Here is a 25,044-nt window from a genome sequence, read left to right as displayed (position 1 = left end):
TGACTCAGTTGGCCCACGGTGGCGTGATGCGCGTGCCGTCGGCCAGTTCGGCCTCCAGGCCGATGGAGGTGGTGACCCAGGAGACCGCGGTGTGGTCGGTCGGGTTCTCGACGGCGAAGGTGACGCCCGGATTGACGATCACCGTGTCGCCGGCGCCGATCCGCTCGGTGCGGTCGTCGAGGGTGATCACCAGCTCCCCGATGAGCAGGTGGAATATCTCCTCACGGGTAACGGTGTGCGCGGGCGCCCTCGTCCCGGCAGGGATCTCACCCCGCCAGGCGCACAGTTCCCTGCTGCCGGTGCGGGGAGAGGCGAACGAGACGAAGCGGGCGCCGTGGATCTCGTGGGTGACGGATTCGGACGAGCGGATGACGGACAAGACGGCCTCCGGCCATTGGGTGCATTTGGTCAAGCTGCTTGACTATATGGTCAAGCTACTTGACTGATGTGTCAAGGGTGTTTGAATGCCCGCGTGCAGAATCGCGTGCAGAATTCCGAAGCCCTGGCCCTGTCGGCCGCCCTGCTCGCCGCCGCCGGCGAGCTGACGCAACGCATCCATGACGGGGTCGTCGCCCGCGGCTTCGAGGGGCTGCGGCCCGCGCACGGCTTCGCCTTCGCGCGACTGGCCCCGGACGGGGCCACGGTCACCGACCTCGCCGCGCACCTCGGGGTGACCAAGCAGGCCGCCAGTCAGCTCGCGGACGAGATCGTACGCAAGGGCTATGCCGAACGGCGGCCGCACCCCGGGGACGCGCGTGCTCGGCTGATCGTGCTCACCGAGCGCGGACGGGCCTGCACGCGTGCGGCGGAGGAGGCGGCCGCCGAGGTCGTCGAGGCATGGGTCGAACTGCTGGGCGAGGGTGAAGTGCGGGTGTTGCGGGACCGGTTGACGCGCATCGCGCCCTACGGTCCGATCAGGCCTGCCTGGTGACGGACCGGTGGCTCCATAGCGCATCGCCGGTTACCACTGGAAGTTTTTACTGACGCGTAACTTCACACCTCCACTACTCGCCCGTAACTTGACGGGTGAACAGCATCCTCGTGATCCGGATCACAGGGCGTAAGGCCGTCTCAACTCCCCTGAGCCGCAAGGAGACCACCTGATGCTGCCCTGGAAGCGTGTCGTCAGACCTCTCGCCAGACCCCTCGCCGCGCTGCTCCTGGCCGCCGCCGTCGCGACTCTCCCCGCCGCCTCCGCCACCGCGCAGGCGTCCTCCGCCCCCAGCCGCGGGTGGAACGACTGGTCCTGCAAGCCGTCCGCCTCCCACCCCCGCCCCGTCGTCCTGGTGCACGGCACGCTGGGCAACTCCATCGACAACTGGCTGTCCCTCGCTCCCTACCTGACGGACCGCGGGTACTGCGTCTTCTCGCTCGACTACGGGCAACTGCCCGGCGTCCCCCTCTTCTACGGCCTCGGCCCCATCGACAAGTCGGCACAGCAGCTCTCCGACTACGTCGACCGGGTGCTCTCCGCCACCGGCGCCGCCAAGGCCGACCTCGTCGGCCACTCCCAGGGCGGCATGATGCCCCGCTACTACCTCAAGTTCCTCGGCGGAGCCGCCAAGGTGAACGCCCTCGTCGGACTCGCCCCCGACAGCCACGGCACCGACCTGAACGGCCTCACCAACCTGCTGCCGTACTTCCCCGGCGCCGCGGACCTGATCAAGGCCACCACCCCCGGCCTCGCCGACCAGATCAAGGGGTCCGCCTTCCTCGCCAAGCTCAACGCGGGCGGCGACACCGTCCCCGGAGTGCACTACACGGTCATCGCCACCAAGTACGACGAGGTGGCCACGCCGTGGCGCGACCAGTACCTGAGCGGTTCCGACGTGCACAACGTCCTGCTCCAGGACCTGTGCCCGCTCGACCTCTCCGAGCACGTGGCGATCGGGCTCCTCGACCGGATCGCCTTCCACGAGGTGGCCAACGCGCTCGACCCCGCACGCGCCAGCGCCACCAGCTGCGCGTCGGTGTTCAGCTGACGCCCTCGGTGACCCCGTCGGGGCCTGACCGGCCTGAGCCGCCGGTCGGGCCCCGCTTCGAAACTAGCCCCGGGAATCCGTGAAATCACCTGCTGAGGGCGGGTGACGGAGATCTTTATGGCGGCGTTAAGGCCGAACTAACCGGAGGCTGAGGAAGAGGGGATGGAACCCTCTAGCGCCTCGGTTGGCTCCCGGCGGCGCATCTGCCAGGTTCCATGGGCCGGTTGCACGCGGGATGGGACACGGCACGGCTGGTCATGCGTAGCCCGTAACCGCCATCGCACCGAACAAAGGAGAGCCGAAGCGTCAGTCGGTGCCTGGGTCAGACCCGCGACAGCGCCACCGCAAGTCTTACTGTCGGTGTCAGTGGTTATCGTGCCTTGGTAATCGAGCGCGACTCATCGGGGAGGGGGAGCGGGCAGCCACTTCTCCCCCGGCTTTCATTGCCATCGGAAGGCAGCGCTGATGTCGAGTTTCTCGGACTGGCAGGACCGGATGCTGCGAGCGGTCTGGCGGCACGGGGAGCAGCTCCCCGAGGAGGTGCTGACGTGGATGGCCGAGCTGTACGGCGAGCGTGGAGAGATTCCGGAATCGGAGTTCTTTGAATCCTGGACCGCGCGAACCTTCTCCATGGCGAGATCGGCCTTCGAGACGGTCACCAGGTCGGCGGAGCAGGACACCGGGAAACCGGCCACCGGCGACGACTTCTGCTACATCGACCACGTGCGCGACCCGGACCTGGGACCGGTCGGCGTGGTCCACATCAAGTCGGCGGAGGTCTCCACACCCGATTCGGCAGAGGTTCTGGGTGCTGTGGCGGAAGGAGTGCAGGAATTCGTCATGAGCCACCATCGCGTGACCTGGCCCGTCTGCGGCGAGCACGACCGCGGTCTGCATGTGGGTTACTTCCATGAGACCGCGGTCTGGAAATGCGCGGGCGGGACCACGGATGGTCACGTGGTGAGAGCGATTGATCCCGCCGTTCAGCCGTAGATCGCTGCAGGCCCTTTCGCTGGGTTGGCCACCATGTTCTCCGCGTGATCCGGCGCGGTTGTGGTGCGCCCGACCAGCTGGTCAGGGATGACCTCCGGTTAGGCACGACGGCGGAGCCATGATCTGTGGGGCTCGCGCCAACGCGGCCGGCTGAAATCGCGGAGCTGAGGCAGATGGCGTGCAGCTCGGTCGGCAGGGCGTCAGGCGTCCGGCCACCAGGTGCGGGCGATGTCTTTGCGCACCTCGGGGCGGTCCGCCGGGCGCTCGTCGGCTTCCTCGCGGACGCGGCGGCCTTCCGTCTTCTTCAGGGGCTTCTGCACAGTGGTGCGGCGCATGGCTGCCTCCTTCACCGCCTACCGTGTTTCCGTGGTCGCACGGTGGTAGACGTGTTCCGGGAGAATTCCTCATCGGCCCAGGTCTGTCAGTGGCGGGTGTCACTCTGGGGGCATGAACGAGCAGCGTGACCGAACGACCGCAGCGGGTGTCGACTGGGACGCCGAGGCCGCATTCTTCGACGACGAACCGGATCACGGGCTGCGCGATCCTCGGGTGCGCGCGGCCTGGGCCGCCCGGCTGGAGACGTGGCTGCCCGGCCGGCCCGCCGATCTCCTCGACCTGGGCTGCGGCACCGGCAGCCTGTCCCTCCTCGCCGCCGAGCGGGGACACCGTGTCACCGGCGTCGACCTGTCCCCGCGCATGGTGGAGCGGGCCCGCGCCAAGCTGGCCGGGCGTGACGCGGTGTTCCTGACCGGCGACGCGGCGGCACCCCCGGTGGGCGAGCGGTGCTACGACGTCGTGCTGGTGCGGCATGTGCTGTGGACGCTGCCCCACCCGGACCGGGTACTGCGGCACTGGAGCGGGCTGCTGCGGCCGGGTGGACGGCTGGTGCTGGTCGAGGGCGTGTGGGGGACGGTCAGCCCGTCCGGGATACCCGCGGACCGGCTAGTGGGCCTGCTGGCACCGCTCGCCGGACAGGTGCGCGTCGAGCGTCTCTCGGACGACGAACAGCTGTGGGGCAGGCGGGTGGACGACGAGCGGTACGCGGTGGTGGCCATGGTGTGACTCCGGGCCGCGTCAGGCCAGCAGGGTCCCGAAGCCGTCCGTGCGGGCGAGCGACTCCAGCTCGTCGAGTGCGGCCAGGGCGGCGGTGGCGGCGGCCGGGTCCGTCCCGGCCAGGCCGCTCGCCGCGAACTCGTCCTCGTCCAGGCGCAGTACGTCGGTGCCGTCGGCGGAGCGCCACAGGTCCAGGTCGAGGTCCTCGACCACCAGGTCCGTGCCGGACAGCCTGGCCGGCCGGGTGATGTCGCAGTACCAGCCCTTCAGCGTGCCGTCGGCGGCCCGTACCTCCTTCACGGCGTACCAGCGGTCGCGCCAGTAGTGCTCGGTGAACACGTCGCCCGGCTCGAACCGTACGAATCCGAAGTCCCGGACGCCGTCGGCCGCCCAGGGGGCACGCACCCGGAGGTGGACACCGTCGTCCGCGAGCAGCTCCGCCGGGTAGCGGATCTTCGTACGGCCGCCCTTGACCAGGGCGACGTCCACCCGCGCCGGCGGCTCAGCCGAGTTCGCGGACATAGCGCACCTCCGCCGCGCAGGTCTCGTAGCCGAGCCACTCGTTGATCGCGATCATCGGGTCGTTGCCCGCGTCGTTGCCCGTGTAGGCCTGGGTGACGCCGGTGGTCCGGGCCCGGTACAGGGAGTGGATCTTGGCGAGCTTGGCCAGGCCACGGCCGCGGTGGGCACGGGCGGTACCGGTCATCGCGGTGAAGTAGCGGGAGGCGCCGTCGGTGTAGGCGACGCTGAAGGCGGCCGGCCGGCCGTCGACGACCGCGACCGTCGTCAGCTCACGGTTCAGCAGCGGATGCCGCCAGTTCTGCTCGACCCAGGCGTCGTAGTCCGTGAACTCGATGGTGACCTCGCCGGGTTCGTCCGACGTGGTCTCCGCGTCCAGCTCGAACAGCGGGCGCGGATCGTCCGCGAAGTCCGCCGCCGTGCGCAGTTCGACGCCCTGGGGGACCTCGGGGAGCGGCGGCAGGGTGCCGCTCGCCACGTCGAGGCGGAGGAAGTGGGCCGAACGGCCGCGCCGGTAGCCGTACCGCTCGGCGAAGGCGTGGTTGTCCGGCTCGTCCAGGACCCAGCTGAACACCTTGGTCGCACCGGCGTCGGCCAGGTGTTCCTCGCCCGCCCGCACCAGGAGTCGGCCGGCGCCGCGCCGGGTCCGGTCCGGGCGCACATAGACGTTGAGATACCCCTGGCCGGGCTCGGGGCTGTCGTGCGCGAGGGCGACCTGGGCCGTGCCGATCACCTCGCCGTCCTCGACCGCGACGAGCGAGCGGAAGCGGGCGTCGGGATGGCTGTGGGTGAGGAGATGACGGACCGAGTCGGCGGTGAACAGGATGTACGGAAGAGCGAGATGGCGGACTTCGGCGAAGCCTTCGAGGTCGGCCGGGACATCAGGGTTCAGGTCACGAATAATCACTGTCATGGTCCCCGCACGCTATGCGGACCCCGCCCCCGCTGCCTCCGATTTTCCGCCGGGTACGGAACAATCGGGCCCGTGACCTTGAAGATCCACATCGATGACAGCGCGCCGCCGTACGAGCAGGTCCGCGCGCGGATTTCCGAACAGGCGCGGTCGGGCGCGCTGCCGGTGGGGTACCGGTTGCCGACCGTGCGGGGGCTCGCCGAGACACTGGGGCTCGCGGTCAACACGGTGGCCAAGGCGTACCGGGCGCTGGAGGCCGACGGGGTGATCGAGACCCGGGGACGCAACGGAACCTTCGTCGCCGCCGCGGGCTCGGCCGCCGAGCGCGAGGCGGCGACGGCCGCCCAGAGCTACGCCGAGCGGGTCCGACGGCTCGGCCTGGAGGAGAAGGCGGCACTGGCCGCCGTACGTGACGCGCTGCGGGCGGCCTTCGGGGACGAATGACGGGACGGATGACGGGCCGCGAGACGGGTCGGGAGCCGCTCGGCCTGCCGTCCGCCCAGGCGGGACCGGTGTGATCAGTGGTGCACGGCCGGCCCGGGGGTGCGGGTCACCGGCAGGTCCGCCGTCGCCGCCAGCGCGGCGAAGGCCCTCGCGTCCGTCACCGCTGCCCCGCCCGGGTCGTTGTTGAAGTACGCGTACACGTCCTGCGCGTCGGACTGTGCTCCGGGCCACGTTGTCGCGATCCGGTCCACCCAGGTCGCCAGGCACCGTCGGCCGTAGCGCGGCCACGGCCGGGCGCGGCCCTCGTGGAAGCGGACGTAGCCCCAGTCGGCGGTGCGCCACAACGGAGTGGCCGGGTGGGCCCGTACGTCGGCCCAGCACAGGGCGGCGCCCCGGGATTCGAGGACCTCGCGCACGCCGGGCGTCCACCACGAGTCGTGGCGGGGCTCGACCGCGATCCGGGTCCCGGACGGGAAGCAGGCCAGACACGCGTCCAGCAGCTCCGGTGCGGCCCGCAGGTTCGGCGGCAGCTGGAGCAGCACGGGCCCGAGTCGGCCGCCCAGGCCCGCCGCGTGACTCATCAGGCGGTGCACCGGTTCCGCCGGGTCCTTCAGCCGCTTGATGTGCGTGAGGAACCGGCTCGCCTTCACCGCCACCACGAAGTCCTCCGGCACCCGGTCCCGCCACGCGGTGAAGTTCTCCCGCGTCGGCAGCCGGTAGAACGCGTTGTTGACCTCCACCGTGGCGAACCGCGCCGCGTACTCCTCCAGCCACAGCCGCACGGGCACATCGGCGGGGTACAGCACGCCGCGCCAGTCCCGGTACTGCCACCCGGAGGTGCCGACGTACAGGGTCATACGTCCATCAAAGCACCGGCCTACAGATACAGCCCCGCGTCCGCCTCTTCCCGCGCCCCCGGCACCGACGTCGGCGAAGAGCCCCGGCGCAGGGCGTACAGCTCGGCCAGCGTCGCGCCCTCGCGGCCCACGCCCTCCTCCCGGTCCAGCCAGGTGACCGCCTCCCGGCGGGTCAGCGGGCCCACCTCGATCCGGGCCAGGCAGCGGCCGGGGCGGACCACGGCAGGGTGGAGACGCTCCAGGTCCTCGTTGGTGGTGACGCCGACCAGCACATTGCGGCCCTGACCGAGCAGGCCGTCGGTCAGGTTCAGCAGCCGTGACAGCGCCTGACCCGCCGTGTGCTTGGCCTCGCCGCGGATCAGTTCGTCGCAGTCCTCCAGCAGGAGCAGCCGCCAGCGCCCCTTGCCCGCCGCGTCCTCCTCGCCGATCGCGATGTCCATCAGATAGCCGACGTCGGAGAACAGCCGCTCGGGGTCGAGTACGCAGTCCACCTGGCACCAGTCCCGCCAGGAGCGGGCCAGTGTGCGCAGCGCGGAGGTCTTCCCGGTGCCCGGTGGGCCGTGGAGCAACAGCAGCCGCCCCGCGATGTCCTCCGGGGTCGTCTTCATCAGCCGGTCCATGGCCTGCGCCACCGGTGCCGTGTAGTTGGGCCGGATCTCGTCCCAGGTGCCCGCCGAGATCTGCCGGGTCGTACGGTGCGGGCCGCGCCTCGGCGACACGTACCAGAAGCCCATCGTCACGTTCTCCGGCTGCGGCTCCGGCTCGTCCGCCGCGCCGTCCGTCGCCCGGTCGAGGACCTCCTTCGCCAGCTCGGCACTGGTCGCCGTCACCGTGACGTCCGCGCCGCGGTTCCAGCGGGAGACCAGGAGCGTCCAGCCGTCCCCCTCGGCCAGCGTCGCGCTGCGGTCGTCGTCGCGGGCCACCCGCAGCACCTGGGCGTCCTGCGGCAGCAGGGACACGCCGGAGCGGACGCGGTCGATGTTGGCCGCGTGCGAGTAGGGCTGCTCGCCCGTCGCGAAGCGGCCGAGGAACAGCGCGTCGATGACGTCGGACGGCGAGTCGGAGTCGTCGACGTTGAGCCGGATCGGCAGCGCGTCGTGCGGTTTCGCAGGCATGCCGCCATGATCCGGCACCGAAGTGCCGCGCGCACCGCATTTCCGCCGCTTGTTCCGGATGTCCCCGAGACCTCCCCTCCCGGGCCCCTTCGCCACCGCCGTCCTTGACGGGACGTCATGGGGGCGTCCGGGGCCGGGTTTCGATCCGCCCCCGCCCGAGCGCCGGTTGAGCCCTCAAAAGTTTTGGCATGGACACTTCCCGTCAACACGCGTAGTTGGTACGACAGTTGTGGCAGAGATCCTGCTAAAGGGAGGTTCCATGAGACGTTCCCGATTTGCGGCATACGTGTCCTCACTCCTCCTCGCCGCCGGCCTCACCCTCACCGGGGCGGCCGCGGCGCAGGCGTCCCCACAACTCGCCGCGACCGGGGGCTACGTGGCCCTCGGCGACTCCTATTCGTCCGGTGTCGGATCGGGCAGCTACATCAGCTCCAGCGGCAGCTGCGACCGCAGCACCAAGGCCTACCCCTACCTGTGGAACGCGGCGCACGCCCCGTCCTCGTTCGCTTTCAACGCCTGCTCGGGCGCCACGACGGACGACGTCCTCGCGAACCAGCTCGGCTCGCTCAGCTCCTCCACCGCCCTCGTCTCCGTCACCATCGGCGGCAACGACGCGGGCTTCGCCAACGTGATGACGACCTGTGTCCTCAACTCCGACAGCACCTGCCTGTCCCGGATCAACACCGCCAGGGCCTACGTCGACTCGACCCTTCCCGGCAAACTCGACAACGTGTACAACGCCATCAGGAGCAGGGCCCCGTCCGCCCACGTGGTCGTGCTCGGTTACCCCCGCATGTACAAACTGGGCACGTCCTGCATCGGCCTCTCCGAGACCAAGCGCTCCGCGATCAACGGCGCGGCCGACTATCTGAACGCCGCCGTCGCCAAGCGCGCCGCCGACCACGGCTTCGCCTTCGGTGACATCCGCACCACCTTCACCGGCCACGAGATCTGCTCCAGCGGCTCCTGGCTGCACAGCCTCGAATGGCTGGACATCGGCGAGTCCTACCACCCGACCGCCGCAGGGCAGTCGGGCGGCTACCTGCCCGTGCTGAACAGCACGGCCTGACCCCTCAGGGGGAGGCCGACAGCGAGGAGGAGGCCCCGTCCCCCGGGGTCTCCGTCCTCGTACAGGTCACCGAGAACGGCACCGAGTCCGACGTCACACGCACCGGACCGCGCACCTCGACACCGATCGCGTTCCGAAGCGTCCGTCCCTCACCGCTGTCGTCGTACGTCGTCACGATCACCCGGTCCTGCCTGGTCCGCCCGCCGCCCTCGGGGAACGACAGCGTCTTCCACTCCGAGTCGGATAGCTTCCCGTTCCGCGCCACCCACCGGTACTCCACCCGCGCGGGCAGCCGTCCCACCGTGAACGTCGCCGTGAAGGCGGGCGCCTGCGCGGTCGGCGGCGGACAGCTCCCGGAATACTCCGTGTTCGCCCCGGCCACCGACACCCGCACGGACTGGGCGGGCTCGGCGCTGGGCCGGATGCCGCTCGCCGAGGGCGACGGGGTGGCGGGCCGTCTCTCGGTACTCGGCGAAGCGGAGGGGGAGGGGGCGTCCGCGCTCCGGCTCACCCGGCCGCTGCTCGCCGCACCGCTCCCGGCCCTGTCGCCGCTGCCGCCCTGGTCCACCAGCGCGTACGCCAGCCCGGCCAGCGCCAGTGCCACGGCGACCAGGCCCGCGATCAGGACGACGGAGGCACGCCGGTCACGGTCCGGCGCGGTGGACGCGGGCGGTACCGGCGCCGTCGGCACGGGCCGGGCCGGTACGGGCATCGGCGGTGTGGGGTCGTTGCGCGGTATGCGGTTCACGGCGGTCGGGGCATACGGCGATCCGGGCCCCGTGTCCGCGCGCTGGGCGGTGCCGCCCGCCGAGACGAGCCGCAGTTCCCGCTCGGCCACCGCGGCGGGCAGCCGGTCGGCGGGATCCTTGCGCAGCAGGCCCTCGACGACCGGCCGGAGCGGCCCGGCGCGCAGCGGCGGCGGCAACTCCTCGTCCACGACGGCGCGCAGGGTGCTCAGCGGAGTGTTCTGACGGAAGGGGGAGACGCCCTCCACGGCCGCGTACAGCAGCACACCGAGGGACCACAGGTCCGACTCGGGGCCGGGCGTACGGCCGAGCGCCCGCTCCGGGGCGAGGAACTCGGGCGAGCCGATCACCTCGCCGGTCATGGTGATCGCCGAGGTGCCCTCGACCGTGGCGATGCCGAAGTCGGTGAGCACCACCCGGCCGTCGTTCGACATCAGCACGTTGCCCGGCTTCACGTCCCGGTGCAGCACCCCGACGGCGTGCGCGGCGCGCAGTGCGGCCAGCACCTCCGCCCCGATGTGCGCCGCGCGCTGCGGTGACAGCGGACCCTCGGCCTCCAGCTGGTCGGCCAGCGACACCCCGCGGATCAACTCCATGACGATCCAGGGCCGTCCGCCCTCCAGCGCCACGTCGTACACCGTCACCACATTGCGGTTCGCGACCCGGGCCGCGGCCCACGCCTCGCGCTCCAGACGGGCGTACATCCGCTCGACGTCCGGGCCGGCCAACCCGGCCGGGGCCCGCACCTCCTTGACAGCGACCTCGCGGTTCAGCACCTCGTCCCGAGCCCGCCACACGGTCCCCATACCGCCCTCGCCGAGCGGGGACAGCAGCCGGTAGCGGCCCGCGACGACCCGTTCACCGCCCTGTTCTCCGGACACCGGCACCCCCCACGGCATCTCGCGTGAATGCTCCACCAACGTAGCTCAGCCGAGTGCGGATGCCGCCCCCTTGAGTACCAATCCGGCCCCGAGGGCCAGGACGACGAACGCCGACGCCAGGGGCACCGTCCGGCGCACCAGGGCCGTCACCGGATGGGCGGTCCAGCGGGGCCGCCTGTCCAGCAGCCGCGTCATTCCCGTACCCAGCCTGACGACCGCGAACCCGGCCGCGGTGAGGGTCAGGGCGAGCCCGGCGCCGTACGCGACGACGAGCAGCAGCCCGAACCAGGCCTGTCCGAGGGCCGCCGCGCCGACGAGGACCACCACGGCCGACGGACTGGGCACGAGGCCGCCCGCGAAGCCGAGCAGGATCGTGCCGCGCAGGGTGGGGGCGGTGGAGTGGGTGTGGGTGAAGCCGCCGTGTGTGTGCTCCAGGGTGTGGGGGTGGTCGTGGTCGTGGTCGTGGTGATGCCCGTGGTCGTGGTCCTGGTGATGGCCGTGTTCGTGCTTGTGGCCGTGCCCGTGCCCGTGCCCGTGTTCGTGCGCCGCTGATGTGGCTCCGCCCGGCGCGCCCGCCAGTGCCAGCGAGCGCTCCGGAGCCTCCTCATGGGAGTGGGAGTGGGAGTTGCCGTGGTCGTGGCCGTGAGCGTGGTCATGCGCGTGCCGGTGCGCGCGGGCGCGCTCACGCCAGGCGCGTCGTACGAGGTTCGCGCCCGCCAGGGTCACCAGGACGCCGCTCGCGATGCCCAGCCAGGCGATCACCGAGGGGGTGGCGGCCGAACCGGCGGTGACGAGCAGGCCCAGGGCGACGACGCCGAGGGTGTGGGTGACCGTGACCGAGGCGGCCAGCGGCAGGACGTCGCGCATGCGGGCCCGGCCGCCCCGGGCCGCCGCCGTCGCCGCCATCAGGGTCTTGCCGTGTCCCGGGGCGAGCGCGTGCAGCGCGCCCAGGAAGACCGCGATCAGTACGGCGAGGGCGGCGAATCCCAGGGTGAGGTCGTGGCGGGCGACCAGGTCGTTCAGGGCGCGGGTCCAGCGGTCGGCGCCCCGGGGCAGGACCGAGGCGGCGGGGGCGTCCTGCCGCTCGGCCGTGAGGGCCGGTCCGCCGGGGCGCACGCGCAGCGAGGCGTCGGCGGTGTCGGCGGGGGAGGAGAGCAACTCCTTCGGGTAGGAGGTGAGTTCGTGGGACACGGACTTCTTCGGAACGTCCGAGGAGGTCAGGGTCATCCGGTCACCGCGTGCCGTGATCTCGCGCCAGCCGGGCCCGGTGGACGTGCCCGCGCTGTGGAAGCCGAGGGAGAAGGCACCCTTCCCGGAGGGGAGTTCCGCGGTGAGACGGCACTCCACACGGAGGGTGTCGAGTCCTGCCTGGCCGGGGCGCAGCCGGGCGTGGCCGCTGCCGGCGGTCAGCGGGACGGCCCGGCCGTCGACGGTGACCGTGCTGCCGCGCGCGGCCCGCTCGCACCGCTCCTTGGCCCACTCGGTGATGCCCAGCCGTTTGACGTCGGGCTTGGCCTGGGTGGCGGGGATCTCCGCGAGATCCTCGACATGGTCGACGCGGAGCTGCCCGGCGGCGGCGACCAGACCGTCGTAACGGTTGACGGTGAAGTTGCCGAGGGGGTGCGCGCTCGCGCGCGCGGCGGGCGTCAGCGCGAGCGCGCAGGCCGCGGTGAGCACGGCCGCGGCGGAGGCGAAGAGCCTGCGTGGTGGGTTCACTTGGCCGCCTCCAGGCCCTTCAGCGCCGTACGGGCGCGGCTCGCGCCGAGCGGGGAGAAGCCGGGGTTCAGTTTCAGGGCCGCCGTGAGCGAGGTGCGGGCGTCCTCGCGGTGGCCCGTGGCGAGCTCGATGATGCCGCGGTGGTAGAGGAACGACGCGTTGCGGTAGCCGGTGGCCGTGGACCGGCGGGCGTAGGTCAGGGCCTCCCCGTCGCGGCCGTTGGCGTGCAGCGCCCAGGCGAGGGCGTCCGCGGTGTGCACGGTGTGGCGCCGGGCCCACTCCGCGCGCGCGGCGCGCAGGGCATCGGCCCTGTCGCCGTGGTCGGCGGCGGCGAGGGCGGTGTCGAGATCGGCGTTGACGCCGTTGGCACGGGCGAGGGCGGTCCAGGCGTCGACGAGCGCGTACTGGTCGGCGGCCTTCGTCTTGTCGCCCTCGGCGCCACGGGCCTCGTACAGCTCGCCGAGTTCGACCAGCGGGCCGGGCAGCGGATAGCGGGACACGACGGTCTCCATGCCCCGGACGGCGGCGTCCCGGTCGCCGGAAGCGGCCTGGGCGCGCGCCCGGCCCTCCAGGGCGGGCAGGTAGGTGTCGTCGGCGGCCAGGGCGCGCGCGTAATAGGTGAGCGCCGTCCGGTAGTCGCCCTGGTTCCAGGCGAGCTGGCCGAGCTGGGCGGCGACGTAGGCCACGTCGCCGGGGGAGGTGGCCGCGGACAGGGCCTGCTCCAGGACCCGCCGGGCGGTGCCGGTGTCGCCGCGCAGCTCGTGCACATAGGCGTACCGGGTGAACACGGGCACGCCGGGGCGTCGCTCGTCCGCCGTGTCGGCGGCCTTCGCGGCCTCGTCGTACCGGCCGAGCTCCACCAGAGCGTCGATACGGGAGGACAGCGCGCGCTCGCTGTACGGGTTCTGCTTCAGCGCCCGGTCCGCGTAGGTCAGGGCGTCCTTGAAGTCGTGCCGGGCGGCGGCGAGGGCGGCCCTGCCGCACAGGGCCTGGTCGTTGTCCGGGGCCAGTTCGAGCGAGCGGCTCAGTGCGCGCTCCGCCTGTGCGTACCGGGAGGGGTCGCCCTTGGTCCGCGCCTGTTCGACGTAGGCGAGTCCCAGGGTGGCCCAGCCGCCGTGGTCCCTCGGCTGCGAGCGCAGCTGGGCCTGCAGCGCCGTGATGCTCGCGTCGAGGTCCTTGCTGTTCAGCAGCCCGGGCGTCACGGCGCTGGCGGCCACCGGCGCCGGAGCCTGGCCGCGCGAGGCGCCGAGGGCGATCGCGCCGCCGGTCACCGCGACGGCGAGCAGCGCCGCACACCCCGCGAGCCGGGCGGCCCGCCAACGGCTCCCAGCGGCACGAACCCGCCGCACGGCCACGACCCGCTCGTCCTCCTCGACGGCGATCGCCTTGACGGACCCCGCTGCGGTCTCCTTGGCGGACTCCGTCACGGGCTTCGCCACGGGCTCGGCCGTGGGCTTTTGTGCGGATCCTGTCGCGGGTTCCTGTGCGGGCGCTGCCGCGGGCTCGTTGACGGGCTCCGGCGCGGGTTTCCGTGTGGATTCCGTCGCGGGCTCATTGACGAGCTCCGTCGCAGGTTCCTGTGCCAGCTCCGTCGCGGGCTCGTTGACGAGCTCCGCCACGGGGCTCTGTGCGGGCTCCGCCACGGGCTCCCGTGCGGATCCTGTCGCGGGTTCCTGTTCTGGCGCCGCCGCGGACTCGTTGACGAGCTCTGTCGCGGGTTCCTGTGCGGGCCCCGCTGCGGGCTTCTGTGCGGGCTCCGTCATGGGCGTCGGTGCCGACTCCGTCACGGGTTCCGGCAGGGGCTCCGTCGGGGACCCTGTCCCAGGCTCCGTCACGGGTTCCTCCACCGACTCCGTCGGGGAATTCTTCGTGGAACCGGCGGCTTCGGCCGTGTCCACCGGCCGCGTGGCGGGCTGGTCGTCGTTCGTACGCGGGGACATGCCCTCTCCTGGATCGGCTGGTCGCTGCTGGTGGACCGGGTGTGGGCGCGGCCCGCGTCGTGGGGGGTTGTGCCACGCGGGCCGCGCCGGTTCGGTGGGGTGCGGACGGATCAGTACGGACGCTGCATCCGGCGGCGCCACCAGGTGAGCGCCGTGCCGATGAGCAGGATCCCGGCCGCGCCCGAGGCGGCCGAGCCGGCGATCAGCACCGTGTTGTCCGAGCCGCCGGACGCGGAGTTCGCGGGCTGGAGCGCGTCACCGAGCTGGCTCTTCACGTCCGTGCCGCCGGTCGTGCCCTTGGCGAGCGCACCGCGCGAACCCGAGGTCGGCTCGGCCACGTAGGGGAAGTACTTCTCGAACTTCTTGTCGTTCTTGTCGACCGCGTCACCCAGGTCGTTCTTGGAGCCGACGAGTTCACCCTCGACCACCTGGAGGGACGCGTCGATCACGTCGTCCGTCAGGCGGCGGCCGTTGGGGAAGCCCGCGTTGTCGCCGTCCAGGACACCGAGGCGCTTCGGGTGCATGGTCGGCGTGATGGAGGTGTTCAGGCGCAGCTCCTCCGAGGGCTTCACATACGGAGGCTGGTTGAGGCCCTTGACGCCCTTGAGGAACACGTCGACCAGGTCGTTGCGCGGCTCGGCCGGCGCCTTGATCTTGTAGATGCCCTCGATGAGCTTGGGCAGCTCCGGGTTGGTCACGTTCTTGAGGAACTGCGCGTCCTCCCAGGGCGAGGACGCGTTGAACTTGTCCTTGTCCTTCTGCGGGTTGACGACCTCGTTGACCAGCGGGTTGCCGAGGCGCGAGACCTGCGAGTAGTAGCCCTGGGCGTTCTTGCGCTGGGTGGTCGACCAGATGCCGACGACCGGCTGCTTCGACGACTCGCGGATCAGGTCGTTGGGCACCTGGAGGGCGATGGTGTTGACGTTGTAGCCCTTGAGGGTGTCCCGGCCGACCTCGGAGAGGTTCCCGCCGTACAGCAGGTCGAAGACCCGGAGGTCCGCGAAGAAGGGGTCGTCGGCCTGACCGGCAAAGGTCGAGGTGCCGCCCGCGGTCTTGTAGATGGCCTGCGAGCGCAGCTTGCCGTAGTCCGGCATCGACGCCTTGCCCACGTTCGACGGCGCGACCGGCACGTCGTCGGCGAGCTTCGTCTTCGACACCTCGCGCTGGTTCTTCAGCTTGACCAGGTCGAGGTCGTAGGTCTGCGTGATGTTGAGGTCCGGGTCGGCCAGGTTGGTGACCGGACCCGTGTTGTACAGGAACGTGTTTCCGTTCTTGGTGTGCGTCTTGAAGGTGTAGCGGAAGAGCAGTTCGCCCTGCGCGTCACCGTTGTTGTCGACGTGGATGTCGTACTGGGCGTCGTCCGCGAACGTGTAGAAGTTCGGCCCGCCGGCCGGCTCCTCGAACGGGATCCAGTTCGCCACGATCGTCGTCGTGTCCGGCTTGTCCGGGCTGACGAACGCGTACAGGTCGGTGTTGTCGTACTGCGGGGCTCCCGAGATGAGCGGGGCCTCCCGGTGGGAGGAGGCGGAGGCCGCCCCCGGTACCAGCGCGGCCACGCCGGCGGCGGTGAGCCCACCGGCGGCCAGCGCACCACAGACGAGCGTGACCAGGCCCTTGCGTCCCGTTCCGCTCCTGGAAATATGAGGTGTCATGCCGTCCGTCCTCAGTCCCAACTTGCTTGACGGACGGGTATACGGACCAGGAGGCCCGATCGGATTGGTCTGGCGCAAAAAATCTTTTCCGGTCGTCGGACCCGCGTTTTCGGACCGCTGATCCGTACCCCATCCGGAGGTGCGTTCGTTGCGAATGCCTGGTGTGAGAGGACGGTCCGGGTGCGGAGGGGGAGAGGGGGCCCGAGTGAAGGCTGACGAACTTCTGGTGCTCGTGGCCGGCGGCGACCAGCGGGCATTCGAGGATCTGTACGGACTGGTGTCCGGGCCGGTGTTCGGACTGGTGCGGCGCGTGGTGCGCGACCCCGCGCAGTCGGAGGAGGTGTCCCAGGAGGTGCTCCTCGAACTCTGGCGCTCCGCCGCCAGGTTCGATCCCCAGCGGGGCAGCGCCCTCTCCTGGGTTCTCACCCTCGCCCACCGCCGTGCCGTCGACCGGGTGCGCAGCGCCCGCGCGGCGGGCGAGCGCGAGCAGCGCGAGGCGATGCGCGCCGGGTCCCCCGCCTTCGACCAGGTGACCGAGGAGGTCGAAGCCGGACTGGAACGCGAGTGGGTGCGCCGCTGTCTCGACCGGCTCACCGCGCTCCAGCGCCAGTCCGTCACCCTCGCCTACTACGACGGCTACACCTACCGTGAGGTGGCCGAACGACTGTCGCTGCCGCTTGGCACGGTGAAGACACGGATGCGCGACGGACTGACCCGGCTGCGCGAGTGCCTGGGAGGCGCGGCGTGAGTGTGTTCGGCAAACTGTTCCGGCGCGAGGACCCGCACTCGCTCGCCGCTCCCTACGCGCTGGACGCGCTCGATCCCGGTGAGCGGCGGCGGTTCGAGAAGCATCTGGCGGGGTGTGACCGGTGCGCCGGGGAGGTGCGGGCCCTGTCCGAGGATGCGGTGCGGCTCGCCTGGTCCACCGCGGCCCGGCCACCGGCGGCGATGCGCGAGCGGGTGCTGGCCGCCGTACGCGCGACACCGCAAGAGGCCGCTCCCGTGCGCGAGCGCACACCCCAACTCCCGCCGCACGTCTGGGGCACGCAGCCGCCGCCGGCCCGCACCCGTGCGCCCCGGGCGCGCCCCGTGCTCTTCCCGTTCGCCACGGCGACCGCGGCGGCCGCCCTGGTGGTCGCCGGGCTGTTCGCGGTGCAGGCGGGCCGGACCCAGGACGAACTCGACGCCGAGCGTGCGCAGGCGCGTGAGATCGCCCACGTTCTGGCCGCTCCCGACGCCCGCACGACCAGCGGGGAGGACGCGCGCGGCGGAAATATCGGAGTGATCGCTTCCGCTTCCGAGGGGCGAGCCGTCGTCACCCTCAGCGGATACGCGGCACCGCCCGGCGGGCACGTGCATCAGCTCTGGCTCATGCGCCCCCATGCGCAACCGCGCTCCCTGGGTCTTTTCAAGGCCGACACGCCCCTGGTCGCGACCGATCTGGAAAAGTCCTCCACGTCACTCGCCGTAACCGTCGAGCCTGACGGAGGGTCAGCACGGCCCACAACCAAGCCTGTTGTCCAACTCGCCCTGAAATCGGTTGGATTCGGAGAGTAACCGTCGGGGAATCGTCAACACCGTTACGAGGAAGGTGAATCCTGTGGCCGAGATACACGCATGCCCGGATGGGGCGATAGGGTTACCCTGCCCGGGGCCGGGTGGACTCGTACGGGTGGGGAGTGACATGGAGCAGATAACAGTGCGCACCAGGGCCAGGGTCCCTGCGATCACTTGCGGCAGCGGTGCGACCAGTTCGCGTCTCGACCGCCATCTGTCGGTGCTGGCGGGACCCGCCGTACCGCAGCAGAAGGCCGCGGAAGCGACCATGCTGATGCTTGAGCTGACCGCGCGCGAGCCCGCGCGACGCAGCGACCGGGGTGCGCGGGTGAGCCGCGTCTCCCTCTTCGCGCCGCTGCGCCGACTGCGCCGTTCGCTGTTCGGCGGCCACAGACACTGAAGCCCGCGCCAGGCCCCGCTCACCGGCGCTGATCAGGCGCCCTGTCCACACCGCGACCTGATCCGCCGGGAGGTCCAGGGGCTGTCGTCCGGATCAGGACGCAGACGCCCCTAGGCCGCCACACCCTCCCGGCGAAGCGCTGCGATCTCGTCGTCCGTCATCCCCACGGCGCGCAGCAACGCCCCGGTGTGCTGCCCGAGTGCGGGCACGTCCCCCATTCGCGCCTCGCCTCCGCCCGGCAAGGTGATCGGTGGCAGCAGTGCCCGCAGCGGCCCGACCGGTGTCCCCACCTCCCGCCATCGCTGCCGGGCCGCCAGCTGTGGGTGTTCCGCCAGTTCGCGCAGGTCCCGCAGGCGTGCGCACGCGATACCCGCCTCCTCCAGCCTGGCCAGCGCCTCGTCCGCGGACAGCGCGCCCAGTGCCTCGGCCACCAGTTCGTCGGTGCGTTCCCGGCCCGCCACCCGCGCGGCGTTTGTCGCGAACTCCGGATCCGAACCCAACCCCGGCTTCCCGATGACCTGTTCGGCAAGCCGCCGCCACTCCCGGTCGTTCTGCACCGACAACAGCACCCGCCCGCCGTCCGCCGTCGGATAGGCGTCGTACGGCGCGATGACGGCGTGCGCGAGCCCGGTGCGCGCCGGGGGAGTTCCGCCGTGCATCGCATGGTGCAGGGGATGCCCCATCCACTCGGCGAGCGCCTCCAGCATCGACACCTCGACCGGCCCGCCGCGCCCGGTGGTTCCGCGCCGTACCAGCGCGGCCAGCACTCCGGAGAACGCGTACATGGCCGCCGCGATGTCCGCCGCCGGGACACCGGCCTTCACCGGCTGCTCGGGCGTCCCGGTCACCGACACCAGTCCCGCCTCGCACTGCACGAGCATGTCGTACGCCCGCTTGTCCGCGTACGGCCCGGACGCCCCGTACCCCGAGATGTCCACGGCGACCAGCCGCGGGTGCGCGGCGCACAGCGTGGCCGCGTCCAGCCCGAGCCGGGCCGCGGCCCCCTGCGCCAGGTTCTGTACGAACACGTCCGCGTCCGCCACCAGCCGCCGTACCACGTCCAGACCGCGTGGGTCCTTCAGGTCCAGGGCGATGGACTCCTTGCCCCGGTTGCACCACACGAAGTGCGAGGCGAGACCGTTGGCGGCGGTGTCGTAGCCGCGCGCGAAGTCACCGCCGTCGATCCGCTCGACCTTGATGACCCGGGCACCCAGGTCGGCGAGCTGCCGGGTCGCGAAGGGCGCGGCCACGGCCTGTTCGACGGCGACGACGGTGATGCCCTCGAGGGGCAGGGGGAGTCGGTCCATGGGCTGGATCATGACCCGGGAGCGACGCCGTTGTCAGCAGGCGTCCCGCACGTGTGACCGGCTGCTCAACGCCCGCCCTCGGCGTACCGGTGGTCACCGCGCCGATCGGGTTCCACTCGGCGAGCGTGCGCAGCCAGTCCGGCAGAGGCCGGCTCGCCTCGGGCGCGTACCCGCACATGGCGGCGGTGTTCACGGAGGACGCGGGTCCGATCGACCTGGAGGCGGTGTTCGGGCGGGCGCTCGATCGGGTGGTGGACGCGTTCGCGCCGCGCTAGATCAGCGCGAACTGGCCCTCCGGGCCCTCCTCGTGGTGGTCCAGGACCGAGGCGGGGCGGCGGGCCGTGTCCGGGACCGGGAGTACGCCCGCCGCGCGCAGCTCCGTGCCGGTGATCGGTGCGGTCAACTCCTGCGGCATGGGCGGCAGTTCGGCGAACAGGGTCAGTACGGTGACCAGTTCGAGGAGCTCCGAGGTCCATGCCTGCGGCCAGGCGGCCGGGCCGATCGCGGCCAGGGTGCCCGGCTCGGCGGGCGCGGCGCGGGCCGCAAACCACTGCTCCAGGACACGCACCCCGGCCACCTCGAAGTCCCAGGCGCCCGGCGCCACCGGCGAGATCCGGCCCTCGTCCAGGTGCAGGGCCGCCTCGTCGCGGTCGTAGCGCAGGGTGAGCGGCCGGGACGGCAGCGGGGCACGGACATAGGGGCGGCGGCCGCCCGGCAGCCTGGGGCGGTCGCCGTCACGGCGCATCAGCCACAACAGGCGGCGGCCCGAGTCCACGCCACGGGACCAGAGACCGGCGTCCGAGGTGAGCGGCACGGTGAGCCCCGGGCGGGCCGTCGCCAGGATCCAGGCCAGGACGTCCAGCGGGCCGGGGGCGAGGCCGAGGCGGTCGGCCAGGTGCTCCAGCAGGCCCGGCGTCAGGTTGGGTTCCGTGCCGCCGGGGCGGCGGAACAGCGGGCGTATGCGGCCGGGGCGCAGCACGGGCAGCAGTGAGGTCGCCAGCAGCGGTGGGCCCGGGACGCCGGCGGGCGTCTCCACGGCGAAGACCTGCCGCTCGTCCGCCACCCGCCACAGCTCGGGCCGGGCCGTGTCGATCAGCCGGTGGTCGGGAATCAGCCACTGCTCGTCGAACGGGGCGGCCAGCACCCGCACCGGTTCCGGACAGGGGCCGGCGGCACGCGCCAGCTTCTCCGTGCCCGACCGCTGACCCGGCAGTTGCCCCACCGCCGAGTGCGGTGTGCGGGCCCGCGTCGGTTCGAACAGGGCCGCACGGCCGGGCCCTTCGGCCTTCAGCAGGGTGTCCCAGCGGGTCCTCAGCGAGGCCGCGTCGGGCGCGGTGGGCCAGGTCCGGCCGGGCCGCAACGGGGCGACGGACCACGGCATGAGGTCCGCGAGCAGCGGAGCGTCGTCGTTCGTCACGGTCGGCATGGTACGACCTGACGGTGGGCGGCGGGTCAGGTGGCGTCCAGGGTCACCGTGAAGGAGAAGCGGTCGCCCCGGTAGTGGATGACCGCCACGTCGAGCACGCGGCCTTCGCCGTCATAGGTGACGCCCGTGTAGTGCAGGATCGGGCTGAGCAGCGGGACCTGGAGCAGCCGGGCGGTGTCCGGGTCGGCCAGGCGGGCCTCCACGGTGTCGGTGATCCGGCTGATGTCCGCACCGGCCAGGTCGCGCAGCACCTTGGTCATCGGCCGGCGCACCAGGTCCTCCGGGTCGATGCGCGCGGCGAGTTCGGGACGGACGTGGTTGCGGGCGTGGTTGGTCGGCTCGCCGGTCTGCTCCTCGCCGCGCAGCCGGTGGTACATCGCCACCTCTTCCAGGTCCGGGAAGTACTCGGCGAGTTCGGCCCCGACCGGTACCGTGCCGTGCTCCAGCAGTTCCGTCGTCATGCCGGACTGCTGGGCCACGATCGCGTCCACCGAGCCCAGCAGCCGCACGGGCGTGGCCCGCCGGGCGCCGGGCTCGATGAACGTGCCCCGACGGCGGTGCCGGCTGATCAGCCCCTCGTCCTCCAGCTCCTTGAGCGCCTGCCGCATGGTCAGCACACTCACGCCGTAGTGCGCCGCCAGCCGTTCCTCGGTGGGCAGGCGCAACGGGTCCTGGGGCGAGCGGCCGAGTATCGAGGCGCGCAGCGACTGCGACACCTGGTACCAGAGCGGCAGCTTGCGGTTCAGGACGATCGAGTCGGGGGCGAAGGAGGTCACGGGGCCATCCGTACCGGTCGGGAATGGTCAGTGCAAGGGGCGGAAGTGCCGCTCAAGGCCCTGCCACACGTCGTCGTAGCGCTGCTGGAGGTGCTCGGCCCCCGCCGCCTGCGGGGTGAGCGTCACCGGCCAGCGCGTCTCGAACATGAACGCCAGACCGTCGTCGATCTTCTGCGGCCGCAGCTCGGCCGCGCTCGCCCGGTCGAAGGTCTCCCGGTCCGGTCCGTGCGCCGACATCATGTTGTGCAGCGAGCCGCCGCCCGGCACGAAGCCCTCCGCCTTCGCGTCGTACGCGCCCTCGATCAGGCCCATGTACTCGCTCATCACGTTCCGGTGGAAGTACGGCGGACGGAAGGTGTCCTCGCCCACCAGCCAGCGCGGCGCGAACACCACGAAGTCGACGCCCGCCAGGCCCGGGGTGTCCGAGGGCGAGGTGAGGACCGTGAAGATCGACGGGTCCGGATGGTCGTACGAGATCGTTCCGATGACGTTGAAGCGGCGCAGGTCGTACACGTACGGCACGTGGTTGCCGTGCCAGGCGACCACGTCGAGCGGCGAGTGGCCGTACGTCGCGGTCCAGAGGTTGCCGCAGAACTTGTTCACCACCTCCACCGGGCCCTCGACGTCCTCGTAGGCGGCGACCGGCGCACGGAAGTCGCGCGCGTTGGCCAGGCCGTTGGCGCCGATCGGGCCGAGGTCGGGGAGCTGGAAGGGGGCCCCGTAGTTCTCGCACACGTAACCGCGCGCGGAGTCGTCCAGCAGCTCAACCCGGAAGCGCACGCCGCGCGGGATCAGCGCCACATGCCCCGGCTCCGCGTGCAGCAGCCCGAACTCCGTGCGCAGCAGCAGCCCGCCGTGCTCCGGGACGATCAGCAGTTCGCCGTCGGCGTCGCTGAACACCCGCTCCATCGACGAGTCCGCGCGGTACAGGTGCACCGCCATGCCGGTGCGCTGGGTCGCGTCGCCGTTGCCGCCCAGGGTCCACAGACCGGCGAGGAAGTCCGTCCCGGCCGGCGGCTCGGGCAGCGGGTTCCAGCGCAGTCGGTTCGGGTCGGGCACGGTCTCGGTGAACGGCGCCGTGCGGATGCCGCCGTTGCCGGTACGGGTGAACGGGGGGTGCGCGGCCGAGGGGTGGATCCGGTACAGCCAGGAGCGGCGGTTGTGCGCCCTCGGCTCGGTGAACGCCGAGCCGCTGAGCTGTTCCGCGTACAGCCCGAGCGGCGCCCGCTGCGGCGCGTTGCGCCCCTCGGGGAGCGCACCCGGCACCGCTTCGGAGGCGTGCTCGTTCCCGAACCCGGACAGATACGCCAACTGCTCGGCGGCCTTGCGCACGTCCCCGCTCATGTCTCGCTCCCTCGCGACCCGGTTCCCGTTCCCGTCCTATTCCTATGGGACACCGTAGGATTGGGTGCCGGTGGGCGCAAGAGGGCATGTCGTGCAGCCGCCGGGGCGGAACCCCCGGGTCGCCGCCCGTCCGTGGCGTCCGCCGGAGGTCCGTGCGCCGTCCGGGAACCCGTGCGATGAGTGTGACGGGCGAATTCCTCCGTACTGTGGGACGAGCTTCACCGGACCCCGGCGGAAAGGCATGATGAAGTCTGTGCACGACGCGACATCCATTCGCCGAGCGCCCGTCCAGCGGCGCAGTACCGAACGGCTGGGCAGGATCCTCGACGCCTGCGCCGAGCTCCTGGACGAGGTCGGCTACGACGACCTGAGTACGCGGGCCGTCGCGCAGCGCGCCGAGGTTCCCATCGGTTCGGTCTACCGGTTCTTCGGCAACAAGCGGCAGATGGCCGACGCGCTCGCCCAGCGCAACCTGGAGCGGTACTCCGAGCGTGTCGTCACCCGGCTGTCGGACGCGCGGCGCGGGGACTGGCGCGCGGCCATGGACGCCGTACTCGACGAGTACCTGGCCATGAAGCGGACCGCCCCCGGCTTCGCCCTCGTCGACTTCGGCAACCAGATCCCGGTCGGCGCCCGACGGGGCGAACCCAACCACCGGGTCGCGGCGCGGCTCACCGCGATGCTGTCGGACTATCTCGACCGCACCCCGGACGACACGATGCGTCGCTGCTTCCTGATCGCGGTGGAGACCTCCGACACCCTCGTCCAGCTGGCCTTCCGGGTCGATCCGCAGGGTGACGAGGCGATCATCGCGGAGGCCCGGCAGTTGTTGCGCGCGTATCTGGCGCGGGTGCTGGACTGAGTCGAGCCAACCCCGGGCACACGATCACGTCTGGCGCCGGAAAACTATCGCCGCTAGTTTGTGGCTCGGACGACACAGCCCCGCCGGGAGGAAGCACCATGAAGGCACACGACGGTCTGTACATCGACGGAGCCTGGCGCCCCGCGCTCGGCCCGGATGTGATCGAGGTCGTGAACCCGGCCGACGAGCAGGTCATCGGCCGGGTCCCGGCCGCCGGCCCCGACGACGTGGACACCGCCGTACGCGCCGCCCGCGCCGCCCTCCCCGCCTGGGCCGCCACCCCGCCGGCCGAGCGCGCCGCCCGTCTGACCGCGCTGCGGGACGTGCTCGTGGCCCGTAAGGACGAGATCGCCGAGACGGTCACCGCGGAACTCGGCTCACCGCTGCCGTTCTCCCAGATGGTCCACGCGGGCGTGCCGATCGCGGTCGCCGGCTCCTACGCCGAGCTCGCCGCGACCCACGTCTTCGAGGAGAAGGTCGGCAACTCCACCGTCCACCACGAGCCCGTCGGCGTGGTCGGCGCCATCACCCCCTGGAACTACCCGCTCCACCAGATCGTCGCGAAGGTCGCCCCGGCGCTCGCCGCGGGCTGCACGATCGTGCTGAAGCCGGCCGAGGACACCCCGCTCACCGCCCAGCTCTTCGCGGAGGCGGCCGATGAGGCGGGGATCCCGGCGGGCGTCTTCAACCTGGTCACCGGGCTCGGCCCGGTCGCCGGCCAGGCCCTGGCCGAGCATCCGGACGTCGACCTGGTCTCCTTCACCGGCTCCACGGCGGTCGGCCGGCAGATCGGTGCGACGGCGGGTGCGGCCGTCAAGCGGGTCGCCCTGGAACTCGGCGGCAAGTCGGCCAACGTCATCCTGCCCAGCGCCGACCTCGCCAAGGCCGTCGGTGTCGGTGTCGCCAACGTCATGTCCAACTCCGGCCAGACGTGCAGCGCCTGGACCCGCATGCTGGTGCACACCGACCAGTACGAGGAGGCGGTGGAGCTCGCCACGGCGGCCGCAGCCAAGTACGGCGACCGCATCGGCCCGCTGGTCAACGGCAATCAGCGGGACCGCGTGCGGGGCTACATCGACAAGGGCCTCGACGAGGGCGCCCGCCTGGTCGCCGGGGGCACCGATTCCCCGCAGGAGAGGGGCTACTTCGTGAGCCCCACCGTGTTCGCCGACGTCACCCCCGAGATGACGATCGCACAGGAGGAGATCTTCGGCCCGGTCCTCACCATCCTGCGGTACGTGGACGAGGACGACGCCCTGCGCATCGCCAACGGGACCGTCTACGGCCTCGCGGGTGCCGTCTGGGCCGGTGAGGAGGCGGAGGCGGTGGCCTTCGCCCGCCGCATGGACACCGGCCAGGTCGACATCAACGGCGGCCGCTTCAACCCCCTCGCCCCCTTCGGCGGCTACAAGCAGTCCGGGGTGGGCCGGGAACTCGGCGCGCACGGGCTCGCCGAATACCTCCAGACCAAGTCCCTCCAGTTCTAAGGAAG

General features: G+C 71.8%; 25 protein-coding genes and 1 pseudogene. 12 read left to right on the top strand and 14 right to left on the bottom strand.

Translation table 11 applies throughout. The features are described 5' to 3' along the window. Nucleotides 1–4 precede the first annotated feature (4 nt). On the bottom strand, nt 5–379 hold the full coding sequence (locus ACIPK3_RS19880; RefSeq protein WP_402571411.1) for a cupin domain-containing protein: 375 nt from the start codon (nt 377–379) through the stop codon (nt 5–7). A gap of 105 nt (nt 380–484) precedes the next feature. On the opposite strand from ACIPK3_RS19880, the gene ACIPK3_RS19875 reads away from it, so the two are divergent. The 3 genes from ACIPK3_RS19875 to ACIPK3_RS19865 all read left to right on the top strand — a co-directional run bounded on the left by ACIPK3_RS19875 (nt 485) and on the right by ACIPK3_RS19865 (nt 2,975). Then, a complete protein-coding gene (locus ACIPK3_RS19875; RefSeq protein ID WP_402571305.1) occupies nt 485–931 on the top strand; it encodes a MarR family winged helix-turn-helix transcriptional regulator in 447 nt (148 codons plus the stop codon). Between the two features lie 172 nt (nt 932–1,103). Next, on the top strand, nt 1,104–1,982 hold the full coding sequence (locus ACIPK3_RS19870) for an esterase/lipase family protein (RefSeq protein ID WP_402571303.1): 879 nt from the start codon (nt 1,104–1,106) through the stop codon (nt 1,980–1,982). Nucleotides 1,983–2,534: 552 nt separating this feature from the next. Then, nucleotides 2,535–2,975, top strand: a complete 441-nt coding sequence (locus ACIPK3_RS19865; RefSeq protein ID WP_402571301.1) for a hypothetical protein — start codon at nt 2,535–2,537, stop codon at nt 2,973–2,975. A gap of 200 nt (nt 2,976–3,175) precedes the next feature. On the opposite strand, the gene ACIPK3_RS19860 is transcribed toward ACIPK3_RS19865, so the two are convergent. Then, the gene (locus ACIPK3_RS19860; RefSeq protein ID WP_402571300.1) at nt 3,176–3,310 is read right to left on the bottom strand and encodes a hypothetical protein; all 135 of its coding nucleotides are present in this window, start codon (nt 3,308–3,310) and stop codon (nt 3,176–3,178) included. A gap of 112 nt (nt 3,311–3,422) precedes the next feature. Between ACIPK3_RS19860 and ACIPK3_RS19855 the strand changes: the two genes are divergently transcribed. After that, the gene (locus ACIPK3_RS19855; RefSeq protein ID WP_402571299.1) at nt 3,423–4,037 is read left to right on the top strand and encodes a class I SAM-dependent methyltransferase; all 615 of its coding nucleotides are present in this window, start codon (nt 3,423–3,425) and stop codon (nt 4,035–4,037) included. A gap of 12 nt (nt 4,038–4,049) precedes the next feature. Here the strand turns inward: ACIPK3_RS19855 and ACIPK3_RS19850 are convergent, their stop codons facing one another. Both ACIPK3_RS19850 and ACIPK3_RS19845 read right to left on the bottom strand, forming a co-directional pair. Beyond that, nucleotides 4,050–4,550 (bottom strand): DUF402 domain-containing protein, encoded by a 501-nt coding sequence (locus tag ACIPK3_RS19850; RefSeq protein ID WP_402571298.1) that lies wholly within the window; start codon nt 4,548–4,550, stop codon nt 4,050–4,052. Further along, a complete protein-coding gene (locus ACIPK3_RS19845) occupies nt 4,531–5,460 on the bottom strand; it encodes a GNAT family N-acetyltransferase (protein WP_402571297.1) in 930 nt (309 codons plus the stop codon). Before ACIPK3_RS19845 ends, ACIPK3_RS19850 begins: the two co-directional genes overlap by 20 nt. A 72-nt stretch (nt 5,461–5,532) precedes the next feature. Between ACIPK3_RS19845 and ACIPK3_RS19840 the strand changes: the two genes are divergently transcribed. Beyond that, nucleotides 5,533–5,904 (top strand): GntR family transcriptional regulator, encoded by a 372-nt coding sequence (locus ACIPK3_RS19840; protein WP_402571295.1) that lies wholly within the window; start codon nt 5,533–5,535, stop codon nt 5,902–5,904. A gap of 74 nt (nt 5,905–5,978) precedes the next feature. Here the strand turns inward: ACIPK3_RS19840 and ACIPK3_RS19835 are convergent, their stop codons facing one another. After that, the gene (locus tag ACIPK3_RS19835) at nt 5,979–6,761 is read right to left on the bottom strand and encodes a DUF72 domain-containing protein (protein ID WP_402571293.1); all 783 of its coding nucleotides are present in this window, start codon (nt 6,759–6,761) and stop codon (nt 5,979–5,981) included. 20 nt (nt 6,762–6,781) lie between these two features. Further along, nucleotides 6,782–7,876 carry a DUF5925 domain-containing protein gene (locus ACIPK3_RS19830; RefSeq protein ID WP_402571291.1) on the bottom strand — a complete coding sequence of 365 codons (1,095 nt, stop codon included), beginning with the start codon at nt 7,874–7,876 and terminating at the stop codon, nt 6,782–6,784. 259 nt (nt 7,877–8,135) lie between these two features. Between ACIPK3_RS19830 and ACIPK3_RS19825 the strand changes: the two genes are divergently transcribed. Next, nucleotides 8,136–8,945, top strand: coding sequence for an SGNH/GDSL hydrolase family protein (locus tag ACIPK3_RS19825; RefSeq protein WP_402571289.1), 810 nt, complete (start codon nt 8,136–8,138; stop codon nt 8,943–8,945). Nucleotides 8,946–8,949: 4 nt separating this feature from the next. On the opposite strand, the gene ACIPK3_RS19820 is transcribed toward ACIPK3_RS19825, so the two are convergent. From ACIPK3_RS19820 to ACIPK3_RS19805, 4 genes are all read right to left on the bottom strand, one after another. After that, nucleotides 8,950–10,590 carry a protein kinase gene (locus ACIPK3_RS19820; RefSeq protein WP_402571409.1) on the bottom strand — a complete coding sequence of 547 codons (1,641 nt, stop codon included), beginning with the start codon at nt 10,588–10,590 and terminating at the stop codon, nt 8,950–8,952. Between the two features lie 27 nt (nt 10,591–10,617). Next, a complete protein-coding gene (locus ACIPK3_RS19815) occupies nt 10,618–12,288 on the bottom strand; it encodes a sulfite exporter TauE/SafE family protein (RefSeq protein WP_402571287.1) in 1,671 nt (556 codons plus the stop codon). Beyond that, nucleotides 12,285–13,727 carry a tetratricopeptide repeat protein gene (locus ACIPK3_RS19810; RefSeq protein WP_402571286.1) on the bottom strand — a complete coding sequence of 481 codons (1,443 nt, stop codon included), beginning with the start codon at nt 13,725–13,727 and terminating at the stop codon, nt 12,285–12,287. Before ACIPK3_RS19810 ends, ACIPK3_RS19815 begins: the two co-directional genes overlap by 4 nt. Nucleotides 13,728–14,338: 611 nt before the next feature. Beyond that, complete coding sequence (locus ACIPK3_RS19805) at nt 14,339–15,880, bottom strand: DUF4331 domain-containing protein (RefSeq protein WP_402571284.1); 1,542 nt, start codon at nt 15,878–15,880, stop codon at nt 14,339–14,341. 205 nt (nt 15,881–16,085) lie between these two features. Here ACIPK3_RS19805 and ACIPK3_RS19800 point away from each other — a divergent pair, with 205 nt between their 5' ends. From ACIPK3_RS19800 to ACIPK3_RS19790, 3 genes are all read left to right on the top strand, one after another. Then, nucleotides 16,086–16,628: a sigma-70 family RNA polymerase sigma factor gene (locus ACIPK3_RS19800; RefSeq protein ID WP_402571282.1), complete on the top strand. Its 543-nt coding sequence runs from the start codon at nt 16,086–16,088 to the stop codon at nt 16,626–16,628. Further along, entirely contained in the window at nt 16,625–17,437 is an 813-nt protein-coding gene (locus ACIPK3_RS19795) for an anti-sigma factor domain-containing protein (RefSeq protein WP_402571280.1), read from the top strand. Before ACIPK3_RS19800 ends, ACIPK3_RS19795 begins: the two co-directional genes overlap by 4 nt. A gap of 127 nt (nt 17,438–17,564) precedes the next feature. Then, nucleotides 17,565–17,837, top strand: coding sequence for a hypothetical protein (locus tag ACIPK3_RS19790; protein ID WP_402571278.1), 273 nt, complete (start codon nt 17,565–17,567; stop codon nt 17,835–17,837). 110 nt (nt 17,838–17,947) lie between these two features. Here the strand turns inward: ACIPK3_RS19790 and ACIPK3_RS19785 are convergent, their stop codons facing one another. Continuing rightward, nucleotides 17,948–19,144, bottom strand: a complete 1,197-nt coding sequence (locus tag ACIPK3_RS19785) for a CaiB/BaiF CoA transferase family protein (protein ID WP_402571277.1) — start codon at nt 19,142–19,144, stop codon at nt 17,948–17,950. Nucleotides 19,145–19,293: 149 nt separating this feature from the next. Between ACIPK3_RS19785 and ACIPK3_RS19780 the strand changes: the two are divergent. Continuing rightward, nucleotides 19,294–19,419 (top strand): annotated as a pseudogene (locus ACIPK3_RS19780) (TetR/AcrR family transcriptional regulator); the annotation flags it as partial. On the opposite strand, the gene ACIPK3_RS19775 reads toward ACIPK3_RS19780, so the two are convergent. From ACIPK3_RS19775 to hmgA, 3 genes are read right to left on the bottom strand one after another with little or no spacing between them, the layout of a single operon-like run. Next, nucleotides 19,416–20,570, bottom strand: coding sequence for a type ISP restriction/modification enzyme (locus ACIPK3_RS19775; protein ID WP_402571275.1), 1,155 nt, complete (start codon nt 20,568–20,570; stop codon nt 19,416–19,418). The pseudogene ACIPK3_RS19780 and the gene ACIPK3_RS19775 overlap by 4 nt on opposite strands. A 26-nt stretch (nt 20,571–20,596) precedes the next feature. Next, nucleotides 20,597–21,346, bottom strand: coding sequence for a GntR family transcriptional regulator (locus tag ACIPK3_RS19770; protein ID WP_402571274.1), 750 nt, complete (start codon nt 21,344–21,346; stop codon nt 20,597–20,599). Between the two features lie 27 nt (nt 21,347–21,373). Then, nucleotides 21,374–22,690, bottom strand: coding sequence for a homogentisate 1,2-dioxygenase (gene hmgA, locus ACIPK3_RS19765; protein WP_402571272.1), 1,317 nt, complete (start codon nt 22,688–22,690; stop codon nt 21,374–21,376). Between the two features lie 244 nt (nt 22,691–22,934). Between hmgA and ACIPK3_RS19760 the strand changes: the two genes are divergently transcribed. Further along, nucleotides 22,935–23,552: a TetR family transcriptional regulator gene (locus ACIPK3_RS19760; RefSeq protein WP_402571408.1), complete on the top strand. Its 618-nt coding sequence runs from the start codon at nt 22,935–22,937 to the stop codon at nt 23,550–23,552. A 98-nt stretch (nt 23,553–23,650) separates the two neighbouring features. Next, nucleotides 23,651–25,039, top strand: a complete 1,389-nt coding sequence (locus ACIPK3_RS19755) for an aldehyde dehydrogenase family protein (RefSeq protein WP_402571270.1) — start codon at nt 23,651–23,653, stop codon at nt 25,037–25,039. The last annotated feature ends 5 nt before the right edge of the window (nt 25,040–25,044 follow it).

The organism is Streptomyces sp. NPDC086787 (assembly GCF_044745865.1).
GTDB lineage: Bacteria > Actinomycetota > Actinomycetes > Streptomycetales > Streptomycetaceae > Streptomyces.
The sequence above is the reverse complement of the archived record's forward strand: the minus strand, read 5'-3'. Positions and strand labels throughout refer to the sequence as shown.

Coding starts and splice junctions, on each gene's coding strand:
- ACIPK3_RS19785 (WP_402571277.1), bottom strand. CDS start 19,144: ATGGACCGACTCCCCCTGCCCCTCGAGGGCATCACCGTCGTCGCCGTC.
- ACIPK3_RS19830 (WP_402571291.1), bottom strand. CDS start 7,876: ATGCCTGCGAAACCGCACGACGCGCTGCCGATCCGGCTCAACGTCGAC.
- ACIPK3_RS19850 (WP_402571298.1), bottom strand. CDS start 4,550: ATGTCCGCGAACTCGGCTGAGCCGCCGGCGCGGGTGGACGTCGCCCTG.
- ACIPK3_RS19755 (WP_402571270.1), top strand. CDS start 23,651: ATGAAGGCACACGACGGTCTGTACATCGACGGAGCCTGGCGCCCCGCG.
- ACIPK3_RS19820 (WP_402571409.1), bottom strand. CDS start 10,590: ATGCCGTGGGGGGTGCCGGTGTCCGGAGAACAGGGCGGTGAACGGGTC.
- ACIPK3_RS19760 (WP_402571408.1), top strand. CDS start 22,935: ATGAAGTCTGTGCACGACGCGACATCCATTCGCCGAGCGCCCGTCCAG.
- hmgA (WP_402571272.1), bottom strand. CDS start 22,690: ATGAGCGGGGACGTGCGCAAGGCCGCCGAGCAGTTGGCGTATCTGTCC.
- ACIPK3_RS19860 (WP_402571300.1), bottom strand. CDS start 3,310: ATGCGCCGCACCACTGTGCAGAAGCCCCTGAAGAAGACGGAAGGCCGC.
- ACIPK3_RS19855 (WP_402571299.1), top strand. CDS start 3,423: ATGAACGAGCAGCGTGACCGAACGACCGCAGCGGGTGTCGACTGGGAC.
- ACIPK3_RS19865 (WP_402571301.1), top strand. CDS start 2,535: ATGGCCGAGCTGTACGGCGAGCGTGGAGAGATTCCGGAATCGGAGTTC.
- ACIPK3_RS19870 (WP_402571303.1), top strand. CDS start 1,104: ATGCTGCCCTGGAAGCGTGTCGTCAGACCTCTCGCCAGACCCCTCGCC.
- ACIPK3_RS19775 (WP_402571275.1), bottom strand. CDS start 20,570: ATGCCGACCGTGACGAACGACGACGCTCCGCTGCTCGCGGACCTCATG.
- ACIPK3_RS19845 (WP_402571297.1), bottom strand. CDS start 5,460: ATGACAGTGATTATTCGTGACCTGAACCCTGATGTCCCGGCCGACCTC.
- ACIPK3_RS19825 (WP_402571289.1), top strand. CDS start 8,136: ATGAGACGTTCCCGATTTGCGGCATACGTGTCCTCACTCCTCCTCGCC.
- ACIPK3_RS19805 (WP_402571284.1), bottom strand. CDS start 15,880: ATGACACCTCATATTTCCAGGAGCGGAACGGGACGCAAGGGCCTGGTC.
- ACIPK3_RS19790 (WP_402571278.1), top strand. CDS start 17,565: ATGGAGCAGATAACAGTGCGCACCAGGGCCAGGGTCCCTGCGATCACT.
- ACIPK3_RS19835 (WP_402571293.1), bottom strand. CDS start 6,761: ATGACCCTGTACGTCGGCACCTCCGGGTGGCAGTACCGGGACTGGCGC.